Here is a 19715-nt window from a genome sequence, read left to right on the forward strand (position 1 = left end):
GCGGATGACTAATGGAGAGAGGTTACATTTGATGTGCCTGAGTAACTGTCAGACCGATTGCAGCGGCATGGTCAACTCGACCCGCAAACCGTCCGGGCGGCTATCGAAATGCAGGGTGCAGGCGCAACGCTGAACGATCGCCTGGACAATCGCCAACCCCAGTCCGCAGCCGGTGCTCTGGCCGTTGCGCCAGAAGCGCTGGGTCAGATGTTGCAGATCGTCCGGGGCAATGCCAGGCCCGTGATCGCGCACCACGAAACGCACGCGATTGGCGGTGGTTTCCAGGCTCAGCTCCACCGCCCCGTCGGTCGGTGTATGACGCAGGGCGTTGTCCAGCAGGTTGCGCAAGGCTGCGATCGACAGCACCGCCGGCATTTGCAGGGGCGCACCGGACAAGCGTTCTGGCAGGTGCAGCCTGATGCGCTGGCGCTGGTCGCTGGCCGAGTCCTGAATCGCCAGTTTCGCCACCTGCTCGGCACTGCATTGCACACCGTCGTCGAACGACAGACTGCCCTCGACCCGCGCCAGCAACAGCAATTGCTCAAGGGTCCGGTGCAGACGGTCGGCGCCCTCCTCGGCCCGGGCCAGGGACTGATCGCGAGCGCTGCCCTCGGTCATGCGCGCCACTTGCAGGTGGGTCTTGATTGCGGTCAGCGGGCTGCGCAGTTCATGGGCGGCATCGCCGGTCAGGCGACGTTCACGTTCGATGGTCTTGCCAATGCGCTGGAACAGCTGGTTCTGGGTTTCGAGCAGCGGTTTCAGTTCACTGGGGAATGACTGCAACTGCAACGGCTCAAGCGAGTCGGCGTTGCGGCGCATCAAGGCTTCACGCAAGCGGTTGAGCGGTGCCAGACCCTGGCCGATCCCCAGCCACAACAGGCACAGGCAGCCGAGCAACGCCACGCCCACCGGCACCGAGGCCGCCAGCAGGATCGACATGTTCAGGGCTTCGCGCTCAATCACCCGGTCGGCAGTGGTAATTCGCACATCGCCCCGAGCCAGGGTGAAGCTGCGCCAAGGCGCGCCATCGATCATCTGATCGTGGAAACCCATTTTCTGCGCTTCCAGTGCCTGTTCCGGATTGTTGTGGCTGCGAGCGAGGATTTCTCCGCGCAGCGAGCTGACCTGACAGGCCATGCCGCCCGGAATGTTCAGTTGCTCGGCGCTGAAATGCGTACCCTCGCCTTTGCTCGGAATGGCCGGCAATTGTTCCAGCAAGCCGGCGACCATCCGCGCCGACGCCACCAGGCGCTGGTCGAGGGAAAACATCATCTGGTTGCGCAGGTCGCTGAGCATCCAGGCGGCCGCCAGGGCCCAGATCAGCGCGAACGCGGCGCCGAGGGTCAGGCTCAGGCGCAGGCGCAGACTCATCACTTGTCAGGTTCCCCGCCATCGGCCGGGCCCAGGCGATAGCCCAGACCCCGCACGGTTTCGACGATGCCTTTACCCAGTTTGCTGCGCAGGTGATGGATGTGCACGTTGAGCGCGTTGCTCTCCAGTTCATCGTTGAAACCGTAGACGCTGTCCTTCAACTGCTCGGTGGACAGCACCCGGCCACGGTTGTGCAGCAAGGCTTGCAGCAGGGATTGCTCGCGACGGGACAGGTCCACCGGGCGGCCCGCCAGCATGGTTTCGCGGCTGCTCGGGTCGTAGGTCAGCGCACCGTGTTCGATCAGGTTGACGCTGCGCCCGGCTACCCGACGCAGCAGGGTTTGCAGACGGGCGAACAACTCACGCAGGTCGAACGGCTTGAGCAGGTAGTCGTCGGCGCCGGATTGCAAGCCGTCGACCCGATCCGTGACCGAATCCCGTGCAGTCAGGATCAGCACCGGAATCTCCAGGCCTTGCTGACGCAGTTGTTGCAGCAACTTGAGACCATCTTCGTCCGGCAGCCCGAGATCGAGCACCATCACGTCAAATTCGGCAACCTTGAGAATCGCCCGCGCCTTGGAGGCCGTGTTGACGTGCTCGACCGTCAGGCCTTGCGCCGTCAGCCCGGCGACGATCCCGCTGGCGATCAACTCATCGTCTTCGCAAACCAGTACGTGCATGGTGAGTCCCGTAGAAAAGTGCTGATTAGGCCGCTGGCCGATTAAGCCGACATTATGCCCCGAACGCCACACCGACAAGGGCGTCGCGGTTAATCATCGGTTAATCGCCGCCCGCCACTGTGCCCCTCAATTGCACAGGGACAAGGCTCCTCCATGCGTCATTTTTTTCTGTTTTTTGCACTGTTGATTTCAAGTCTGGCCCAGGCGGGGAACGATCCCTTTGCTTCAAAACCGGAGTTTCTTCCGGTCGACAAGGCATTCGTGTTGACCTCGGAACGTCTGGATTCCGGTGAGACCCAACTGTTCTGGCAAATCGCCGACGGCTACTACCTGTATCAGAAGCGTCTGAAATTCGACGGGCTGGCGACGCAAAACGTCCCGGCCCTGCCCGAAGGCGAGTCCCACAGCGACGAGTATTTCGGCGAGCAACCGGTCTATCGTCAAGGCCTCGAGCTGAAAATCCCGGCAGCCGCCCAAGGCCAGATCAAGGTCAGTTATCAGGGCTGCGCCGACGCCGGTCTTTGCTATCCCCCGCAGACGCGAGTGATCGACCTCGGCGGCAAAGCCTCAGCAACGACAGATGAAGCACCGGATCAGGCACTGGCCAGCGGTCTGCAACAGCACTCGCTGGGCTGGAGTCTGCTGGTGTTCTTCGGTCTCGGTCTGCTGTTGGCGTTTGCGCCGTGCTCGCTGCCGATGCTGCCGATTCTGGCGGGCATGGTCGTGGGCAGCGGCGCCACGCCGCGTCGCGGTTTCGCGCTGGCCGGCAGCTATGTGGTATGCATGGCGCTGGTGTATGCGGCGATGGGCGTCATCGCCGCGCTGCTGGGGGCGAACCTGCAGGCGTGGTTGCAGAACCCGTGGCTGCTCGGGACGTTCGCGGCCGTGTTTGTGGTTCTGGCGCTGCCGATGTTCGGCTTCTTCGAGCTGCAATTGCCGGTGGCCCTGCGGGATCGACTGGAACACGCCTCGCGCAGTCAGCGCGGTGGCAGCCTGGTCGGCGCCGGCGTATTAGGCGCGCTGTCCGGTCTGCTGGTCGGCCCGTGCATGACCGCACCGCTGGCCGGCGCCCTGCTCTACATCGCGCAAAGCGGCAACGCACTGCACGGCGGCCTGATCCTGTTTGCCCTTGGCATCGGCATCGGCGTGCCGCTGCTGTTGCTGGTGACGGTCGGCAATCGCTTCCTGCCCAAGCCCGGCGCGTGGATGAATCTGCTCAAAGGCGTGTTCGGCTTCCTGTTCCTCGCCACCGCGCTGCTGATGCTGCGACCGGTGCTGGATCCGTCGCTGTGGCTGGGTCTGTGCGGCGCGCTGCTGTTGATCGCCGCTTACAGCGCATGGAAACAGTCCGAGGGCTTTGGTCGCGTAGCGCAATTGTTCGGTGCCGGTTCGCTGTTGCTGGGTCTGTGGGGCAGTCTGCTGGTGGTCGGTGCGGCGGGCGGCAGTGAAGACCCGTATCAGCCGCTGCAGGTATACAGCGCCGGCCGCGTCGGCACGGCGGCCCCGAACGGCCACGAAGGCTTCACGACGATCAAGGATCCCGCTGCCCTGCAACGCGAGCTCGACACCGCCAAAGCGCAGGGCCAGTGGGTGCTGCTCGACTACTACGCCGACTGGTGCGTGTCGTGCAAAGTCATGGAGAAACAGGTGTTCGGCCAGGCGCGGGTGATGCAGGCCCTGAGCGATGTGCGCTTGCTCCGACTCGACGTCACCGCCGACAATGCCGCCAGCCGCGAACTGCTCGGCCGTTATAAAGTGCCGGGGCCACCAAGTTTCGTGTGGATCGGCGCCGACGGCGAAGAGCGCCGCAGCCAGCGCATCACCGGCGAGGTCGATGCCGACACTTTCCTGCAACGCTGGACCACCACCCGAGACGCCCGTTAATGCTGACCTTCACCCTCGGCACCTTTGCCATCGCCCTCAACCATCTGCTGCTGATCAGCGCGCTGGCGCTGGCGACCTTCGTCGGCTGGCGGGTGGCCAAGCGCGGTGGTGACAACCCCGAGTCGGCGCTGTTCAGCCTGTTTCTGCTCGGCATGCTGGCGGCGCGCGTTGCATTTGTCGCTGTGTACTGGGGCCACTATCGCAACGATCTGTGGCAGATCATCGACCTGCGCGACGGCGGTTTTCTCGCCTGGCCGGGGGTGATCGTGCTGTTGCTGGCGGCACTGTATCGCGGCTGGCGCCGGCCGGGTTTGCGTCGACCGCTGGGCTTCGGCGTGGTCAGCGGTGTGGCGTTCTGGGTGCTGGCGACCCTGTCGCTGAACATCTACGAGCAAGGCACGCGCCTGCCGGACATCACCCTGCGCAACGCCGCCGGGGAAACCGTGAAACTCACCGACTATCAGGGCGGGCCGCTGGTGATCAACCTGTGGGCCACCTGGTGCCCGCCGTGCCGACGGGAAATGCCGGTGCTGGAAAACGCCCAGCAACAACGCCCGGACCTGACGTTCCTGTTCGTCAACCAGGCCGAAAGCATGCAAAGCGTTGCGACTTTTCTCGAAACCCAGGGCTTGAGCCTGAACAACGTGTTGTTCGACCGCAGCGGACGCCTCGGTCAGGCCGTGGGTTCCATGGCCCTGCCGACTACCCTGTTCTACAGCCCGGACGGTCGTCTGCTGGGCAGCCATCTGGGCGAGCTGTCGAACGCCAGCCTGGCCCGCGCCCTGGAAAACTTCGACACCCCGGCTTCCAGCCCGAATCCGGCCACCTCTTCTTCAAGGAAACTGCCATGCCCCGCCTCCGCCACCTGCTGACGCTGACCATGAGCGCAGCCCTGCTGCACTTGCCGTCGGTACAGGCCGCCGAAGAATTGCCTGAAGCGATCAAGAAGATTGAAGCCAAAGGCGCAAAAATCGTCGGCCAGTTCGACGCGCCGGACGGCTTGCGTGGTTACGCCGCGCAATACCAGAACCGTGGCATGGCGCTGTACCTGACGCCGGACGGCAAGCATGTGCTGCTGGGCAACCTGTACGACGCCGACGGCAACGACCTGAGCAGCGCGCCGCTGCAAAAACTGGTCTACGCGCCGATGGCCAAGGAAGTCTGGGCCAAGTTCGAGGCCAGCAACTGGATTCAGGACGGCAACAAGGATGCACCACGCACGGTGTACCTGTTCAGCGACCCGAACTGCCCGTACTGCAACATGTTCTGGGAACAGGCCCGTCCCTGGGTCAAGGCCGGCAAGGTGCAGCTGCGACACATCATGGTCGGCATCATCCGCGAAGACAGCCCGGCCAAAGCCGCCGCCCTGCTCGCCGCCAAGGATCCGAGCAAGGCCCTGGAAGATCACGAGAAAGCCGGCAAGGCCAGCACCCTCAAGGCCTTGAAGGACATTCCGGTCGCCGTGCAGACCAAACTCGCAGCGAACATGCAGCTGATGGAAGACCTGGACTTGCAGGCCACCCCGGCGATCTTCTACATGGACGACAAGGGCGAGCTGCAACAACAGCAAGGCGCGCCGACGCCGGACAAACTGGCGAAGATTCTCGGCCCGAAATAAAAAACGCCCACGCAATGCGTGGGCGTTTTCGTTACTTCAGCTCAGTCAGAAACTTCAGCAGCGTGTCGGTCACGAACGACGGATTCTCCAGATTGGAGATATGCCCCGCCTCCGGCACCAGCACACACGGACAGCCAATCAGCTCAGCCATTTCCCGTGCTTCCGACGGCGGGCGTGGCTTGTCCTGATCGCCGCAGACCACCAGCGTGGTGGCCGCATTCAGCTCGCCCAGACGCGGCAACAGGTCATCACGGCCAAAGGTGATGCGCCCCATCGGCACGATGCTGTCGCGCAGGCGTTCGGCGGAATAGCCGGCGAGTTTTGCGCGGAAGTCCTGATACAGCGCCGATGCTCGATCGATGCCCGGACGGAAGAAGATCGGCACCACGATATCCAGCAGTTGCTCGGAGATCCCGCCGCTTTCCTCGATCTGTTTGAACAGCGAGAAATAGTACTGGCGGGTCGGCTCCGGCTCGACGCCGACGTAAGTGTCCATCAGCACCAGACCGTTGAGCCGCTGCGGCGCCGACAACGCCAGACGCACGCCCCACATGCCGCCGACCGACAACCCGACCAGGGTCACCCGGTCGATGTCCAGATGATCGAGCAAGGCCAGTGCCTGACGGGCGATGTCGTCCAGCGAAGCGGTGCCTTCAGGCAAGCGACCGGATTCGCCGTGGCCCCACAGATCCAGTGCAATCACCCGATAGTGCGCCGACAACGCTGCGATTTGCGGGGCCCACATGGCCTGGTCCCACAGGTAACTGCCGGCCAACAGCACCGCCGGGCCCGTGCCTTGATCAATGTAGTGAAGCGCCTGTCCGTCAACCGTGAAAAAAGGCATGGATACCCCCCGTGGCAAAGAAACTGGAGCACGAAGACTGAGCGGGCGCGCCTCGGCCGTCAATGATATGAAAGGATTACAAAGCCCGATTTGCGACAACGGCCACAGCGAAACTCGTTTCGGTAGCCATTGCCGCGGGCTGTGCTTTACAGCCCCTCCAGCTCCGCCATCAGATCATTCAGTCGATCAACCTTCTCCTCGGTAATGTCACTGGCCGCCAGCCCTTCGATGTACCCGGCCAGTTCCTCCACCGTGCTGCACTCGAACATCGCTCGCAGCGGTACATCCCGCTGCAAGGCTTTTTGCACCCGCGAGGCAATCTGCGTGGCGAGCAGCGAATGGCCGCCGAGTTCGAAGAAGTTGTCGCGTACCCCGACTTTCTCGACCTTCAGCACCTCGGCCCAGATATCCGCCAGGGTCTGCTCCAGATCGCTGCGCGGCGTCAGGTAATCCTGGCTCTGCAACTGGCCGATCTCCAGTGCCGGCAAGGCCTTGCGATCAAGCTTGCCGTTGGCGTTGAGCGGCAACCGGTCGAGCCACAACCAGTGCGGCGGCACCATGTATTCCGGCAGTTCGGCGCGCAAGCGCTGCTTGATTCGCTCCAGACGTTCGCTTTGGTTCAGTGCAGAATCTGCGGCGACCAGGTAGCCAACCAGATGCTTGCCGTTGACGCCTTCCTGCACAGCGACCGCACCATCGCGGACTTCCGGTTGTTCGTGCAGACGCGCCTCGATTTCACCCAGCTCGATCCGGTAACCGCGAATCTTCACCTGATGGTCGACCCGGCCGACGTACTCCAGCACCCCGTCACTGCGACGGCGCGCCAGATCACCGGTGCGGTACAGACGCTCGCCCGGCGTACCGAACGGATTCGGCACAAACACCGGCGCGGTGCGCATCGGATCGCTGACATAACCGCGACCGACCCCGGTGCCCGCCACACACAACTCACCCACCGCACCCAGCGGCACCAGATCCAGCGCGCCATCGAGCAGGTACAACAAATTGTTGTCAGTCGGCGTACCGATCGGCAGGTAACTGCCGCGAGTCGAGGCCAGGTCGACGCGGAAGAACGCCACGTCATCCGAGCATTCCGCCGGGCCATAGGCGTTGACCAGACCGATCTGCGGATAACGCAGCAGCCACTGGTGCGCCAGTTCCGGCGGCATGGCTTCACCGGTCGGCAACATCCAGCGCAGGCCGTCGAGGCTCAGGTGATCCGAAGCGAGCATGCCCTGAATCAACGACGGCACGCTTTCCAGCACGGTGATGCCCTGCTGCTGCACATGCACCAGCAAGCCTTGCGGATCGTGGGCGATGGTGTTCGGCACGATGTCCACCCGCGCCCCGAACAGCGGCGCGGCGAGGAACTGCCAGACCGAAATGTCGAAGCTTTGCGAAGCGGTCTGGGCGATCACATCGGCGTCGCTCAGGTTCAGGTACGGCACCTTGCTCAACTGGTTGTTGAGCATGCCGCGCTGCTCGACCATCACGCCTTTCGGCAACCCGGTGGAGCCCGAGGTGTAGATCACGTAGGCCAGGTTGTCCGGCCCGCTGAAGATCCCCGGATTCGCCGACGAAACCGTGCCGGCCTGAACCTCTTCCCACACCAGCAAGCGTGGACGGTTAGCGCAGCTGAATTCATCCAGCAAGGTCGTCGCCTGTTCACGGCAAGCCTCGGTGCACACCAAAACCGGCGTGCGGCTGAGCTCGATGATGCGTTGCAGACGCTGGCTCGGCAGACCCGGATCCAGCGGCAGGTAACCGGCACCGGCCTTGAAGCTGCCGATGATCATGCCCAGCAGATCCAGATTACGCTCGCCCAGCAGCGCCACCGGTTGATCCCTCTGCACCCCGGCCGCGACCAGTGCATGGCCGAGACGGTTGGCGTTCTGGTTCAGTTGCTCGTAGCTCAACTGCTGATCAAGGCAACTGGCCACAATGCGTTGCGAATGTTGCGCGACCTGTGCTTCGAACAGCTCGACGTAGCTCTGCTCCAGCGGATAGTCGTGCTCACTCTGGTTGCAACCGTGGAGCAGGAAGTCCTGTTCCTCATGGCCCAGCAGCGGCAGGTCGGCCATGTTGCCATGGAAGCCATCGACCAGCGCCAGCAACAGACGCTTGAACTCAGCGAGCATGCGCTCGATGGTCGACTCGTCGAAGTAACGCTGGTCGTAGGACAGATGCAGGCCGAGGTCATCACCCGGATAGCAAACGGCGGTCAGCGGGAAGTTGGTGTGGGTACGGCCCGAGTCCGAGGTCGCGTTGAGGCTCTGCGCGCGGTCCAGCACCGAGACTTCTACCGGGGCGTTTTCGAACACGAAAAGGCTGTCGAACAGCGGCTGGCCTTTCGGCAGTTCGCTTTGTTCCTGGATGTTCACCAGTGGCAGGTATTCGTACTCGCGCAGTTGCATGTTGCTGTCGAGCAGAGCGCTCAACCACTGACGCACGCTGGCGCGCTGATCGTCCGCCGGGATCTGCACCCGCAGCGCGATGCTGTTGATGAACAGGCCGACGGTGCGTTGCATCTCCGGCATTTCCACCGGACGCCCGGCCACGGTCACGCCGAACAGCACGTCGCGATCACCGCTCAAGCGTCGCAATACCAGCGCCCACGCCGCCTGGGCGAAGGTGTTGATGGTCAGTTGATGGGCCTGGGCCAGTTCACGCAGACGGGCGCCGTCCTCGACATTCAGTCGGGTGTAGCGGTCGCCGACGATCATGCCGCCACTTTCACCGGCGTGTTCACGCAGAAACGGACGGTCGCTCGGGATCGGCGTGGTGCGCTCGAAACCTTGCAGGTTCCGCTGCCACCACTGACGCGCCTCGGCCAGGCTCTGGCGTTGCAGCCAGCCGATGTAATCGCGGTAGCGCGGCGGCACCGCCAATTGTGCTTCGCGACCTTCGCCCAGCGCGGTGTAGATTTCGAAGAAATCGTTCATCAGCAGCGAACGGCACCAGGCATCGATCAGGATGTGATGGTTGCTCATCATGAACCAGTAACGCGCCGCGCCGACCTTGATCAGGCGCAGGTGGAACGGTGCCTGATTGAGCAGATCGAACCCGGCTTCGCGTTCGGCCTTGAGCAGCGCTTGCAGTTTCGGCTCCTGCTCGGCGTCAGCGATGGCGCTCCAGTCCAGGTACTCGATCGGCGTGCGACCCGGGGTGTGGATCACTTGCAGCATGTCTTCGCCGACGTTCCAGCAAAACGACGCACGCAACGCTTCATGACGGGCGACCACCGCTTGCCACGCCTGGGCGAAACGCTCGGGGTCGAGTTCGCTGTTGATGCGGTAGCGATCCTGCATGTAGTACAGACCGGTGCCCGGCTCGAGCAAGGTGTGCAGCAGCATGCCTTCCTGCATCGGCGTCAGCGGGTACACGTCTTCAATGTGTGCCGCCGGCACCGGCAGTGCGTCGAGCTGGGCTTGGGTCAATTTTGCCAGCGGGAAGTCCGACGGCGTCAGGCCACCGGCCTCGTCCTGCAGGCAATGTTCGATCAGGCTCTGCAACTCGCCGACGTAGGCATCGGCCAGCTCGTTGATGGTCTGCGCGTCGTAGCGTTCGGCGCTGAAGGTCCAGCGCAGTAGCAGTTCCCCGCCGTACACCTGACTGTCGACGCTCAACTCGTTCGGCAGCGATGCGTGCGGATCGTGGGCGGCACCGACCGGCTCGTCGAGCGGACGAAACAGCGCATCGCTGCCGAAACTCTGGTCGAACTGGCCGAGGTAGTTAAACGTGATCGGCGCATTCGGCAACGCCGCCATGCTCTGACGGCTGGCATCATCGGCGAGATAACGCAGCACGCCATAGCCCAGACCTTTGTGCGGCACGGCGCGCAGCTGTTCCTTGATCGCCTTGATCGAAGCGCCCTGCCCGGCAGCCTCTTCGATGTTGTGCGGGGCCAGGCGCAGCGGATAGGCGCTGGTGAACCAGCCGACGGTGCGAGTCAGGTCGATCTCGTCGAACAGGGTTTCGCGGCCGTGGCCTTCCAGCTGAATCAGCGCCGACGGCTGACCGCTCCAGCGGCACAGCACACGGGCCAACGCGGTCAGCAACAGGTCATTGACCTGCGTGCGATAGGCGCTCGGTGCCTGTTGCAGCAGTTGCCTGGTGCGCTCGCCATCCAGACGCACGCTGACGGTTTGCGCATGCCGATTCTCGCGACCGCCCTCAGGGTGTTCGCACGGCAAATCGGCATTCGGACCAGCCAGTTGCGCTTGCCACCAGCTCAGTTCTTCACGCAGGGATTCGCTGCCGGCGTAAGCCTGCAAGCGCGCCGCCCAGTCCTTGAAGGCGCTGGTTTTCGCCGGCAGTTTCACCGACTGATCGGCGTCGAGTTGGCGATACACGTTTTGCAGATCGTCGAGCAGCACGCGCCACGACACACCGTCGACCACCAGGTGATGGATCGCGATGAACAGCCGTTGCTGACCTTCCGGCCCATCGACCAGCACGGCACGCAGCAACGGGCCCTGGGCAAGGTCGAGGCTGCGCTGAGCATCGGCGAACAGCTCGGTGCACTTGTCCATCGACGGCACGCGAACCTGCCACAGCACGGCGGCATCGGTGACCGGTTGATGGGTTGCCTGCCATGCGCCGTTGACCTCGCTGAAGCGCAGGCGCAAGGCGTCATGCTGCTCGATCACGGCCAGCAACGCCTGTTCCAGACGGTGCGGCTCCAGCGCAACAGTCGGCTCCAGTAGCAACGCCTGGTTCCAGTGCTGACGCTCGGGAATCTCGGTGTCGAAGAACCAGTGCTGGATCGGCGTCAGACTCGATTCGCCGGACACCAGACCTTGCTCGGCGGTGACGGTTTCAGTACGACTGGCGACAGCAGCCAGTGTCTGCACGGTCTGGTGCTGGAACAGATCGCGCGGGCTGAAGTGAATGCCTTGCTGGCGCGCACGGCTGACCACTTGAATCGACAGAATCGAGTCGCCGCCCAGTTCGAAGAAGTTGTCGTTCAGACCGACCTGCTCGACGTTGAGCACCTCGCACCAGATCTGCGCCAGGGTCTGCTCAAGCTCGTTGCTTGGCGCCACGTAATCCTGACGATTGAGCTCCGGATCCGGCGCCGGCAACGCGCGGCGATCGAGCTTGCCGTTGGCGGTCAGCGGCATGCTCTCCAGCAGAATCAGATGGGTCGGCACCATGTAGTCCGGCAGTTGCGTCTTCAGGTGCGCTTTCAGCGCGTCGCGCAGTTCGGCCTGCTCGGCTTCGCTTCGCGAAGCGACCTCGGTCACGAGATAGCCGACCAGTTGCTTGCTGCTCGGTGCATCCAGCGCCAGCACCACTGCTTCGCGGATCGAATCGTGATCGAGCAGGCGGGTTTCGATCTCGCCCAGTTCAATCCGGAAACCTCGGATTTTCACCTGATGGTCGATCCGCCCCAGATACTCCACCAAGCCATCGGCGCGCTGGCGCACCAGGTCGCCGGTGCGGTACATGCGCCCGCCATTGGCGGCAAACGGGTCGGCGACGAAACGTTCGGCAGTGATGCCCGCACGCTCGTGATACCCCAGCGCCAGACCGGCGCCACCGACGAACAGTTCACCGGTCGCGCCTTGCGGCACCAGCGCCAGATCGGCGTCGAGAATGTAGGCCACGCGATCACCGATCACGCTGCCGATCGGCACACTGCCGGCGCCCTCTTCCAGCACCTCGGGTGCAAGGCTGGCCAGCGGCATGACCACGGTTTCGGTCGGACCGTAGGCGTTGAAGAACAGGCTCGGTTTGAACGCCGCGCGAATTCGTTGCAGGTGTTCGCCGGTCAGCGCTTCGCCGCCGGTGATGACCATACGCACCGGCAGGATGTCGTATTGCGTCGCGAGGAACTGCGCCAACTGGCTGCCGTAGCTCGGGGTGAAACCAAGGATATTGATCCGATGTTCGCGGATCAGGCCGCAGATTTGTTCCGCGTCCCACTGACCCTGCGCACGCAGCACCACCTGCGCGCCGCTGAGCAGCGGCACCAGCAGACGTTCGGTGGCGGCGTCGAAGTTGATCGAATAGAAATGCAGCTCGCAGTCGTCCGGACGCATGCCGAAGCGTTCGATCACAGCCTGGCAATGCATGGCGATTTCACCGTGGGACACCACCACGCCTTTCGGCTTGCCGGTGGAACCCGAGGTGTAGATCAGGTACGCCTGATGCTGCGGCAGGCTGATAAAGGGCAGCTCGGTAGCCGGGTAATCGGCCAGCGCGGCGCTGTCATCTTCCAGGCACCAGCGCGCCACGTTCGACGGCAGTTCGCCGAGGGCCTTGAACATCGCCCGGTCGCTGAGCAGCAGGCCGACGCCGCTGTCTTCGATCATGTAATGCAGGCGGTCGAGCGGGTATTCCGGGTCCAGCGGCACATAGGCGCCGCCGGCCTTGAGGATCGCCAGCAGGCCGACGACCATTTCCAGCGAACGCTCCAGCGCCAGACCGACCCGCACTTGCGGGCCGACACCGCGCTCACGCAGGGCCCAGGCCAGACGGTTGGCGCGGGCGTCGAGTTCGGCGTAGCTCAGGGTCTGCCCGGCGAAGGTCAGGGCCGGTGCGTCCTTGCGCGCCAGTGCCTGCTCGGCGAACAGATGATGAATGCATTGATCGAGACGACGCTCGCCCGGCTCGACGCCGAGGCTGTCGAGCAATTGCTGTTGTTCAGGCGCATCGAGCAACGGCAGTTCGCTGAGACGCTGTTGCGGGTCGGCGATCAACGCTTCAAGCAGATTGCGCCAGTGCCTGGCCATGCGTGCAATGGTCGGTTCGTCGAACAGATCAGTGCTGTACGTCAGGCAGCAACCGAGGCGATGGTCGAGATCGGTAACTTCCAGGTTGAGGTCGAACTTGGTCGCCCGTGCATCGTTGGCCAGGTACTCGACGGTCATGCCGGCGAGCATGCGGCTTTGCTGGAATTCCCAGCGCTGCACGTTGCACATCACCTGGAACAGCGGGTTGTACGCCGCGCTGCGCGGTGGTTGCAGGGCTTCAACCAGATGATCGAACGGCAAATCCTGATGGGACTGCCCTTCGATCACGGTATGACGCACCTGCTCGAACAATTCGCCGACCGACATCTGGCCGTCGAGCTGGCAACGCAGCACCTGAGTGTTGAGGAACGCACCGATCAGGCCCTCGCTTTCCGGGCGGATACGGTTGGCCACCGGCGCGCCGATGCGCAGATCGGTCTGGCCGCTGTAGCGGTAAAGCAAGGTCGCGAGGGCGGCGGTCATGGTCATGAACAGGGTCAGGCCGTTCTGCGCGTTGAACGCCCGAACCCGCGCGGCAAGATCGTCGCTGAGGTCGAAACGGAATAATTCACCTTGGTGGCTTTGCACCGGTGGACGAGGACGGTCGCCCGGCAATTCCAGCAGCGGATGTTCGCGGCCCAGTTGCGCAGTCCAGTAGTCGAGCTGCCGCTGACGCTCACCGGATTCCAGCCAGTGGCGCTGCCACACGCTGTAATCGAGGTACTGCACCGGCAGTGGTTCAAGCGGCGATTCGCGGTCGTCGACGAACGCTTCGTACAGCGCGCTGAGTTCACGGGCGAAGATGTCCATCGCCCAGCCTTCGGTGACGATGTGGTGCAGGGTCAGGACGAAGTAATGCTCCTGCTCGGCGGTCTTGACCAGGCAGGCGCGCAGCAGCGGACCGGTTTCCAGATCGAACGGCAGGTGCGCTTCGTCGTCGGCCAGTTGCTGGACTTTCTGCTCGCGCACATCGGCGGCGAATTTCGAGAAATCCTTCCAGTCCATGCGCACGCCCGTCTCGGCATGCACCTGCTGACGGGCCACGCCGTCGATACTCGGGAACGTGGTGCGCAGGGTTTCGTGACGCTGGATCAACGCTTGCAATGCTGCCTCGAAACGCCCGACATCCAGCACGCCACGCAGGCGCGCCATGCCGCCGACGTTGTACGCCGGGCTGTCCGGTTCCATCTGCCAGAGGAACCACATGCGCTGCTGCGAGTAGGACAGCGGCACCGGTTTGCTGCGATCAACCTTGTCGATCGGCGGCTGTTTGTTGGTGCGGCCGCTGGCCTGGATCTGGCGGATCTGCTCGGCGAATTCACCGAGTTCGCTGTGCTCGAACAAGGCGCGTAGCGGCAGCTCGACGTCACAGGCCTGCCGGGTGCGGGAGATGATTTGCGTGGCCAGCAGCGAGTGACCGCCGAGGGCGAAGAAATCGTCGCGCAGCCCGACCTGTTTCAGGCCGAGCACTTCGCGCCAGATCGCGGCGATCTGTTGCTCCAGCTCGGTGACCGGCTCGACGTGTTCGCGCACCTGCCATTGCGGCTCGGGCAAGGCGCGGCGGTCGAGTTTGCCGCTTGGGCTCAGGGGCATTGCGTCGAGACGCATCAGTTGCGCGGGGACCATGTATTCCGGCAGTTCGGCGGCCAGTGCGGTTTTCAGGCGAGCAGTTTGCGCGTCCTGATCTTCGCTGGCGTCGGTGGCGGTGAAATAGCCGATCAGTTGCGGGCCGGCGACGGTTTCACGAACCAGCACGGCGGCCTGAGCCACGCAGGCCTGAGCCAGCAGACGCGCTTCGATCTCTTCCGGCTCGACGCGGAAGCCGCGCAGTTTGACCTGCTGATCGAGACGGCCGAGGTATTCGATCACACCATCGTGGGTCCAGCGTGCGCGGTCACCGGTGCGGTACAGACGCGCGCCCTGCTCGCCCAGCGGATCGACCACGAAACGCTCGGCGGTCAGCGCCGGCCGACCGAGGTAACCCCGGGCCAGGCCGATGCCGCTGATGCACAGCTCACCCGGCACACCGGCCGGCACTGGATTCAGATCGCTGTCGAGCACGCGGCAGGCCACGTTGCCCAGCGGACGGCCAATCGGCGAACGCTCGCCATCCGCCACGCTGCAATGCCAGTGAGTAACGTTGATCGCGGTTTCGGTCGGGCCGTAACGGTTGTGCAGTTGCACCGCCGGCAGCTGCGCCAGCACGCGGTTGCGCAGTTCCGCCGGCAGCGCTTCACCGCCGGAGAACACGCGGCGCAGGCTGGTGCATTCGGCACTCAACGTTTCATCGATGAACAGCGAAAGCAGCGGCGGCACAAAGTGCAGCGTGGTCACGCCGTACTGCTGAACAAGCTGCGCGATGCGATGCGGATCGCGGTGTTCACCCGGGCCGGCGATCAGCAGGCGCGCGCCGGTGATCAGCGGCCAGAAGCACTCCCACACCGACACGTCGAAACTGATCGGCGCTTTTTGCATCAGCACGTCGGTGTCGTTCAGGCGATAAGTGTTCTGCATCCATTGCAGACGCTCGGCCAGCGCCGCGTGAGTATTGCCCACGCCTTTCGGCTGGCCGGTGGAGCCCGAGGTGTAAATCACGTAGGCGAGGTTGTCGCCGTGCAGGTGCAGGCCCGGTGCCTGGCTCGGCCAGTTTTCCAGGTGCAGGGTGTCCATGGCGATCACGCTGACGCCTTCGCTGGCCGGCAAGCGGTCGAGCAATGCAGTCTGGGTCAGCAGCAGTTCGACGCCGCTGTCGCTGAGCATGTAGGCCAGGCGCTCGGCCGGGTATTCCGGGTCCAGCGGCACGTAGGCGCCACCGGCCTTGATGATCGCCAGCAGACCGATGAACAATTGCGGCGAACGCTCGGCAGCGATGGCCACGCACACGTCCGGGCCGACGCCTTTGTCGCGCAGGTAATGGGCGAGACGGTTGGCCTGAGTGTGCAGTTCGGCGAAGTCGAGGCTGCCGCCGTCCCATACCAGTGCGGTGCGCTCAGGCGTCTGCCGCGCTTGTTCGTTGAGCAGTTCCGGCAGCCATTGTTGCGCCGGGGTGCACGGGGCGACGCTCCACGCAGTTTGCTGAGAGTGTTCGGCGGCGGTCAGCAGTTGCAGATCGCCGACGGCTTGTTCCGGACGTTCGCAGACTGCACGCAGCAGGTTGCTGAAATGCTCGGCGAGGCGTTCGATGGTCGTGGCGTCGAACAGCTCATCGGCGTAGTCGAAGGACAGCGTCAGGCGACCGTTGCGGTCTTCTTCACTGTGCAGTTGCAGATCGAACTTGGCCTCGCGGCTGTGCCACGGCAGCTCCTCGGCGAGCACGCCCGGCAGACGCTTGAGCGCACTCAGGTCGCGTTGCTGGTGGTTGAACATGACCTGGAACAGACCTTGTTCGCGGGCCTGCGGGAAGGCTTCAAGCAGTTGTTCGAACGGCAGGTCCTGATTCGCCTGGGCACCGAGCGCAGCTTGTCGGGTTTGCGCCAGCAGTTCGGTGAACGGCAGACGCGAATCGACGTCGGCGCGCAGCACCTGGGTGTTGATGAAGAAGCCGATCAGGCCCTGGGTTTCCAGGCGCGGACGGTTGGCGTTGGGCACACCGATGCGGATGTCGCGCTGGCCGCTGTAGCGATGCAACAGGCTCTGGAAGGCTGAGAGCAGCAGCATGAATGGCGTGGATTGATAGGCCTGAGCGGTCTGACGAATGGCGTCGCTGAGGCTGATCCCCAGACGAACGCTGTGGCGTGCGGCGCTGTGAATTTGTTTGGCAGAACGCGGATGGTCGGTCGCCAGTTCCAGGGTCGGATGCTCATCGCCCAACTGCGCTTTCCAGTACGCCAGTTGCCGTTCGCCCTCGCCCTGCGCCAGCCATTGGCGCTGCCAGCTGCCGTAGTCGGCGTATTGGGTTGGCAGCGGCGCCAGTTCGGCACGCTGGCCTTGGGAAGCGGCGGCGTACAGGCGCGAAAACTCGTCGATGAAAACGTTCAGCGACCAGCCGTCGGCGATGATGTGGTGCATCGTCACCAGCAACTGGTGATCTTCATCGTCGAGGCGAACCAGCGTCACCCACAGCAGCGGGCCCCTCTCTAGGTCGAATTGGGTTCGGGCTTCGTCCTCGCGGATCTGTTGTGCGCGGGCTTCACGTTCGGCGACGGCCAGGTCGCTGATGTCGATCAGTTGTAGGTTGAATTCGCCCGCCGCTTCGACCTGTTGCAGCGCTACGCCGTCGCGCTCGAAGAAGCGCGTGCGCAGGGATTCATGGCGCTCGATCAATTGCTGGAAACTGGCGCGCAGGGCGTCTTCGTCCAGTTCGCCGCGCAGGCGCAGGGCACCGGGGATGTTGTAGGCGCTGCTTTGTGGGTCGAGCTGCCAGGTGATCCACAGTCGGTTTTGCGCCAGGGATTGCGGCAAGGCTTCGTTGCGCGACAGTGCGGTGATTTCGCCTTGGGCACTGCCGCCGTCCTGTTGCTGTTGCGCCACGGCGGCGGCGAACGCGGACAGGGTCGGGGCTTCGAACAGCAGACGCAGGTTCAGCTCCAGGCTCAGCTCTTCGCGGACCTTGGCGATCACCTGAGCGGCGGCGATCGAGTTGCCGCCGAGCAGGAAGAAATGATCGTCGCCGTTGACCTGTTTGACGTTGAGTTGCTCGGCCCAAATCTTGCCGATCACGGTTTCCAGTTCGGAGACGGACGCCGTCGACTCGCTGGTTTCAGCGGTGGTCGACGGGAACACCGCGTAGCTGTCGAGGCTGCCGTCGGCCAGGCGATTGCGGCAGGCCGAACGTTGCAGCTTGCCGCTGGAAGTCTTCGGCAATGCGCCCGGATTGAGCAGCACAACCACGCTCGGTGCTTCCTGATACGCCTCGGCCACGGCCTGGCGGATGGCTTTGATCAGCGCTTCGGGCGGGAGGATTTTCTGCACGCTGCGGCTGATTTCCGCCGCGATGCCGATGCCCTCCTCGCCATTCTGATTGACCGCAAACGCCGCAACGCGGCCCTTGCGCACCACCTCCACTTCGTTCTCGACCGTCTTTTCGAGGTCCTGCGGATAGAGGTTGTGGCCGCGCACGATCAGCATGTCTTTCAGGCGGCCGGTGATGAACAGTTCACCGTCGCGCATGAAGCCCAGGTCACCGGTGCGCAGCCAGGTCTGGCCGGCGTGCTGGACGAAGGTCTTGGCAGTCGCCTCGGGGTTGCGCCAGTAGCCGAGGGCGATGCTCGGGCCGGCGGCCCAGACTTCACCCACGGCGGTGTCGGCCAGTTCTTCGAGGGTGTTCGGCTCGACGATCAGCACCGCATGATCGGGCTGACTGATGCCGCAGCTCATGATCGGACTGCCCTCGCCCGCTTCGGCACGGTTCTGTGCCAGAGCCTGATCATCGACGCGCAGTGCAGGAATCCCGGTGCCGCGCGGTGTGCCGGCGACGAACAGGGTCGCTTCGGCCAGACCGTAGGACGCCATGAAGCTGTCTTCACTGAAACCGCACGCGGTGAATTTCTCGGCGAAGCGTTCGAGGGTGTCGAGACGGATCGGCTCGGAGCCGGAATAGGCCACGCGCCAACGGCTCAGTTCGAGGCGTTCCAGCGCCGATTCGCTGACCCGCTCGCTGCACAGACGATAAGCGAAGTCCGGGCCGCCACTGATGGTACCGCCGTATTGGCTGATCGCTTCGAGCCAGCGCAACGGCCGTCCGAGGAAGTACGCCGGCGACATCAGGATGCACGGCACGCCACTGAAGATCGGTTGCAGCAGACCGCCGATCAGGCCCATGTCGTGGTACAGCGGCAGCCAGCTGACGATCACGTCGTCCGGGTTCACGTCGATGCCGAAACCGTGGCGAATCAGCAGCTCGTTGGCCACCAGATTGCCGTGGCTGACCTGCACGCCCTTGGGCAGCGCGGTGGAACCGGAGGTGTATTGCAGGAAGGCGATGTGGTCTTGCGGTAAGGCCGGTTCGACCCAACACTCGGCCAGCGCATTGTCGAGGGTATCGACGCACAGTAGCGGCGGCGCGCCTTCGATTTGCTGCAGGGCGTCGCGCAGGTCGGCGCTGGTCAGCAGCAAGCGCGGCTCGGCGTCAGCAATGATCGACAGCAGGCGTTCCTGATGGTGACGCTTGGCCGATTCCGGCGGATAAGCCGGCACCGCGATCACGCCCGCGTACAGGCAACCGAAGAACGCCGCGACGTAATCCGGACCGCTCGGAAACAGCAACACCGCGCGATCACCGAATCCGGCCTCGGCCTGCAACGCCGCAGCGATAGTGCGCGCGCGCTGATCGAGTTCGCGATAACTGAGCACCACAGCCTGCTCCTCGGTTTCGGCGAGAAAGCGCAGGGCCAGCCGATCCGGCGTCAGGGCCGCGCGGCGCTGGAGGGCTTGGACCAGGGTGCTGGGGAGTTCGAACGCGTCGGTCATGAGGTTTCCTGCCTGAAATCGGCTTGCTGGTGGAATCGGGTTGGCTGCGGCATGCCTGTGCAAGGCATGCGGGACACGGTCTTCGCCGACCGTGCAAGGCATTGGAATGCGGTAGGTCCGGGGCTGCGTCCCCGGATCCATTCACCAATGAGAACGGATGACGTCTTGAAATA

General features: G+C 63.8%; 7 protein-coding genes. 3 read left to right on the forward strand and 4 right to left on the reverse strand.

All coding sequences use genetic code 11. The features are described from left to right. Positions 1–48: 48 nt before the first annotated feature. Together JKA62_RS00155 and JKA62_RS00160 are read right to left on the reverse strand one after the other, a co-directional pair. Complete coding sequence (locus tag JKA62_RS00155; RefSeq protein ID WP_201815692.1) at positions 49–1371, reverse strand: ATP-binding protein; 1323 nt, start codon at positions 1369–1371, stop codon at positions 49–51. Next, positions 1371–2051 (reverse strand): response regulator, encoded by a 681-nt coding sequence (locus tag JKA62_RS00160; protein WP_201815693.1) that lies wholly within the window; start codon positions 2049–2051, stop codon positions 1371–1373. Before JKA62_RS00160 ends, JKA62_RS00155 begins: the two co-directional genes overlap by 1 nt. A 153-nt stretch (positions 2052–2204) precedes the next feature. Between JKA62_RS00160 and dsbD the strand changes: the two genes are divergently transcribed. From dsbD to dsbG, 3 genes are read left to right on the forward strand one after another with little or no spacing between them, the layout of a single operon-like run. Further along, on the forward strand, positions 2205–3935 hold the full coding sequence (dsbD, locus tag JKA62_RS00165) for a protein-disulfide reductase DsbD (RefSeq protein WP_201815694.1): 1731 nt from the start codon (positions 2205–2207) through the stop codon (positions 3933–3935). Then, positions 3935–4807: a TlpA disulfide reductase family protein gene (locus tag JKA62_RS00170; protein ID WP_201815695.1), complete on the forward strand. Its 873-nt coding sequence runs from the start codon at positions 3935–3937 to the stop codon at positions 4805–4807. Before dsbD ends, JKA62_RS00170 begins: the two co-directional genes overlap by 1 nt. Next, complete coding sequence (gene dsbG, locus JKA62_RS00175; protein WP_085655122.1) at positions 4783–5553, forward strand: thiol:disulfide interchange protein DsbG; 771 nt, start codon at positions 4783–4785, stop codon at positions 5551–5553. The genes JKA62_RS00170 and dsbG overlap by 25 nt, the downstream gene beginning before the upstream one ends. A 31-nt stretch (positions 5554–5584) precedes the next feature. On the opposite strand, the gene JKA62_RS00180 is transcribed toward dsbG, so the two are convergent. Both JKA62_RS00180 and JKA62_RS00185 read right to left on the reverse strand, forming a co-directional pair. Further along, complete coding sequence (locus JKA62_RS00180; protein WP_201815697.1) at positions 5585–6397, reverse strand: alpha/beta fold hydrolase; 813 nt, start codon at positions 6395–6397, stop codon at positions 5585–5587. Between the two features lie 146 nt (positions 6398–6543). Beyond that, positions 6544–19542: a non-ribosomal peptide synthetase gene (locus JKA62_RS00185; protein ID WP_201815699.1), complete on the reverse strand. Its 12999-nt coding sequence runs from the start codon at positions 19540–19542 to the stop codon at positions 6544–6546. Positions 19543–19715 lie beyond the last annotated feature (173 nt).

The organism is Pseudomonas sp. B7, assembly GCF_016735645.1.
GTDB lineage: Bacteria > Pseudomonadota > Gammaproteobacteria > Pseudomonadales > Pseudomonadaceae > Aquipseudomonas > Aquipseudomonas glycinae.

Bases quoted from the DNA above. Each gene is read 5' to 3' on its own strand.
- JKA62_RS00155 (WP_201815692.1), bottom strand. From the start codon at position 1,371: ATGAGTCTGCGCCTGCGCCTGAGCCTGACCCTCGGCGCCGCGTTCGCG.
- JKA62_RS00160 (WP_201815693.1), bottom strand. From the start codon at position 2,051: ATGCACGTACTGGTTTGCGAAGACGATGAGTTGATCGCCAGCGGGATC.
- dsbD (WP_201815694.1), top strand. From the start codon at position 2,205: ATGCGTCATTTTTTTCTGTTTTTTGCACTGTTGATTTCAAGTCTGGCC.
- JKA62_RS00170 (WP_201815695.1), top strand. From the start codon at position 3,935: ATGCTGACCTTCACCCTCGGCACCTTTGCCATCGCCCTCAACCATCTG.
- dsbG (WP_085655122.1), top strand. From the start codon at position 4,783: ATGCCCCGCCTCCGCCACCTGCTGACGCTGACCATGAGCGCAGCCCTG.
- JKA62_RS00180 (WP_201815697.1), bottom strand. From the start codon at position 6,397: ATGCCTTTTTTCACGGTTGACGGACAGGCGCTTCACTACATTGATCAA.
- JKA62_RS00185 (WP_201815699.1), bottom strand. From the start codon at position 19,542: ATGACCGACGCGTTCGAACTCCCCAGCACCCTGGTCCAAGCCCTCCAG.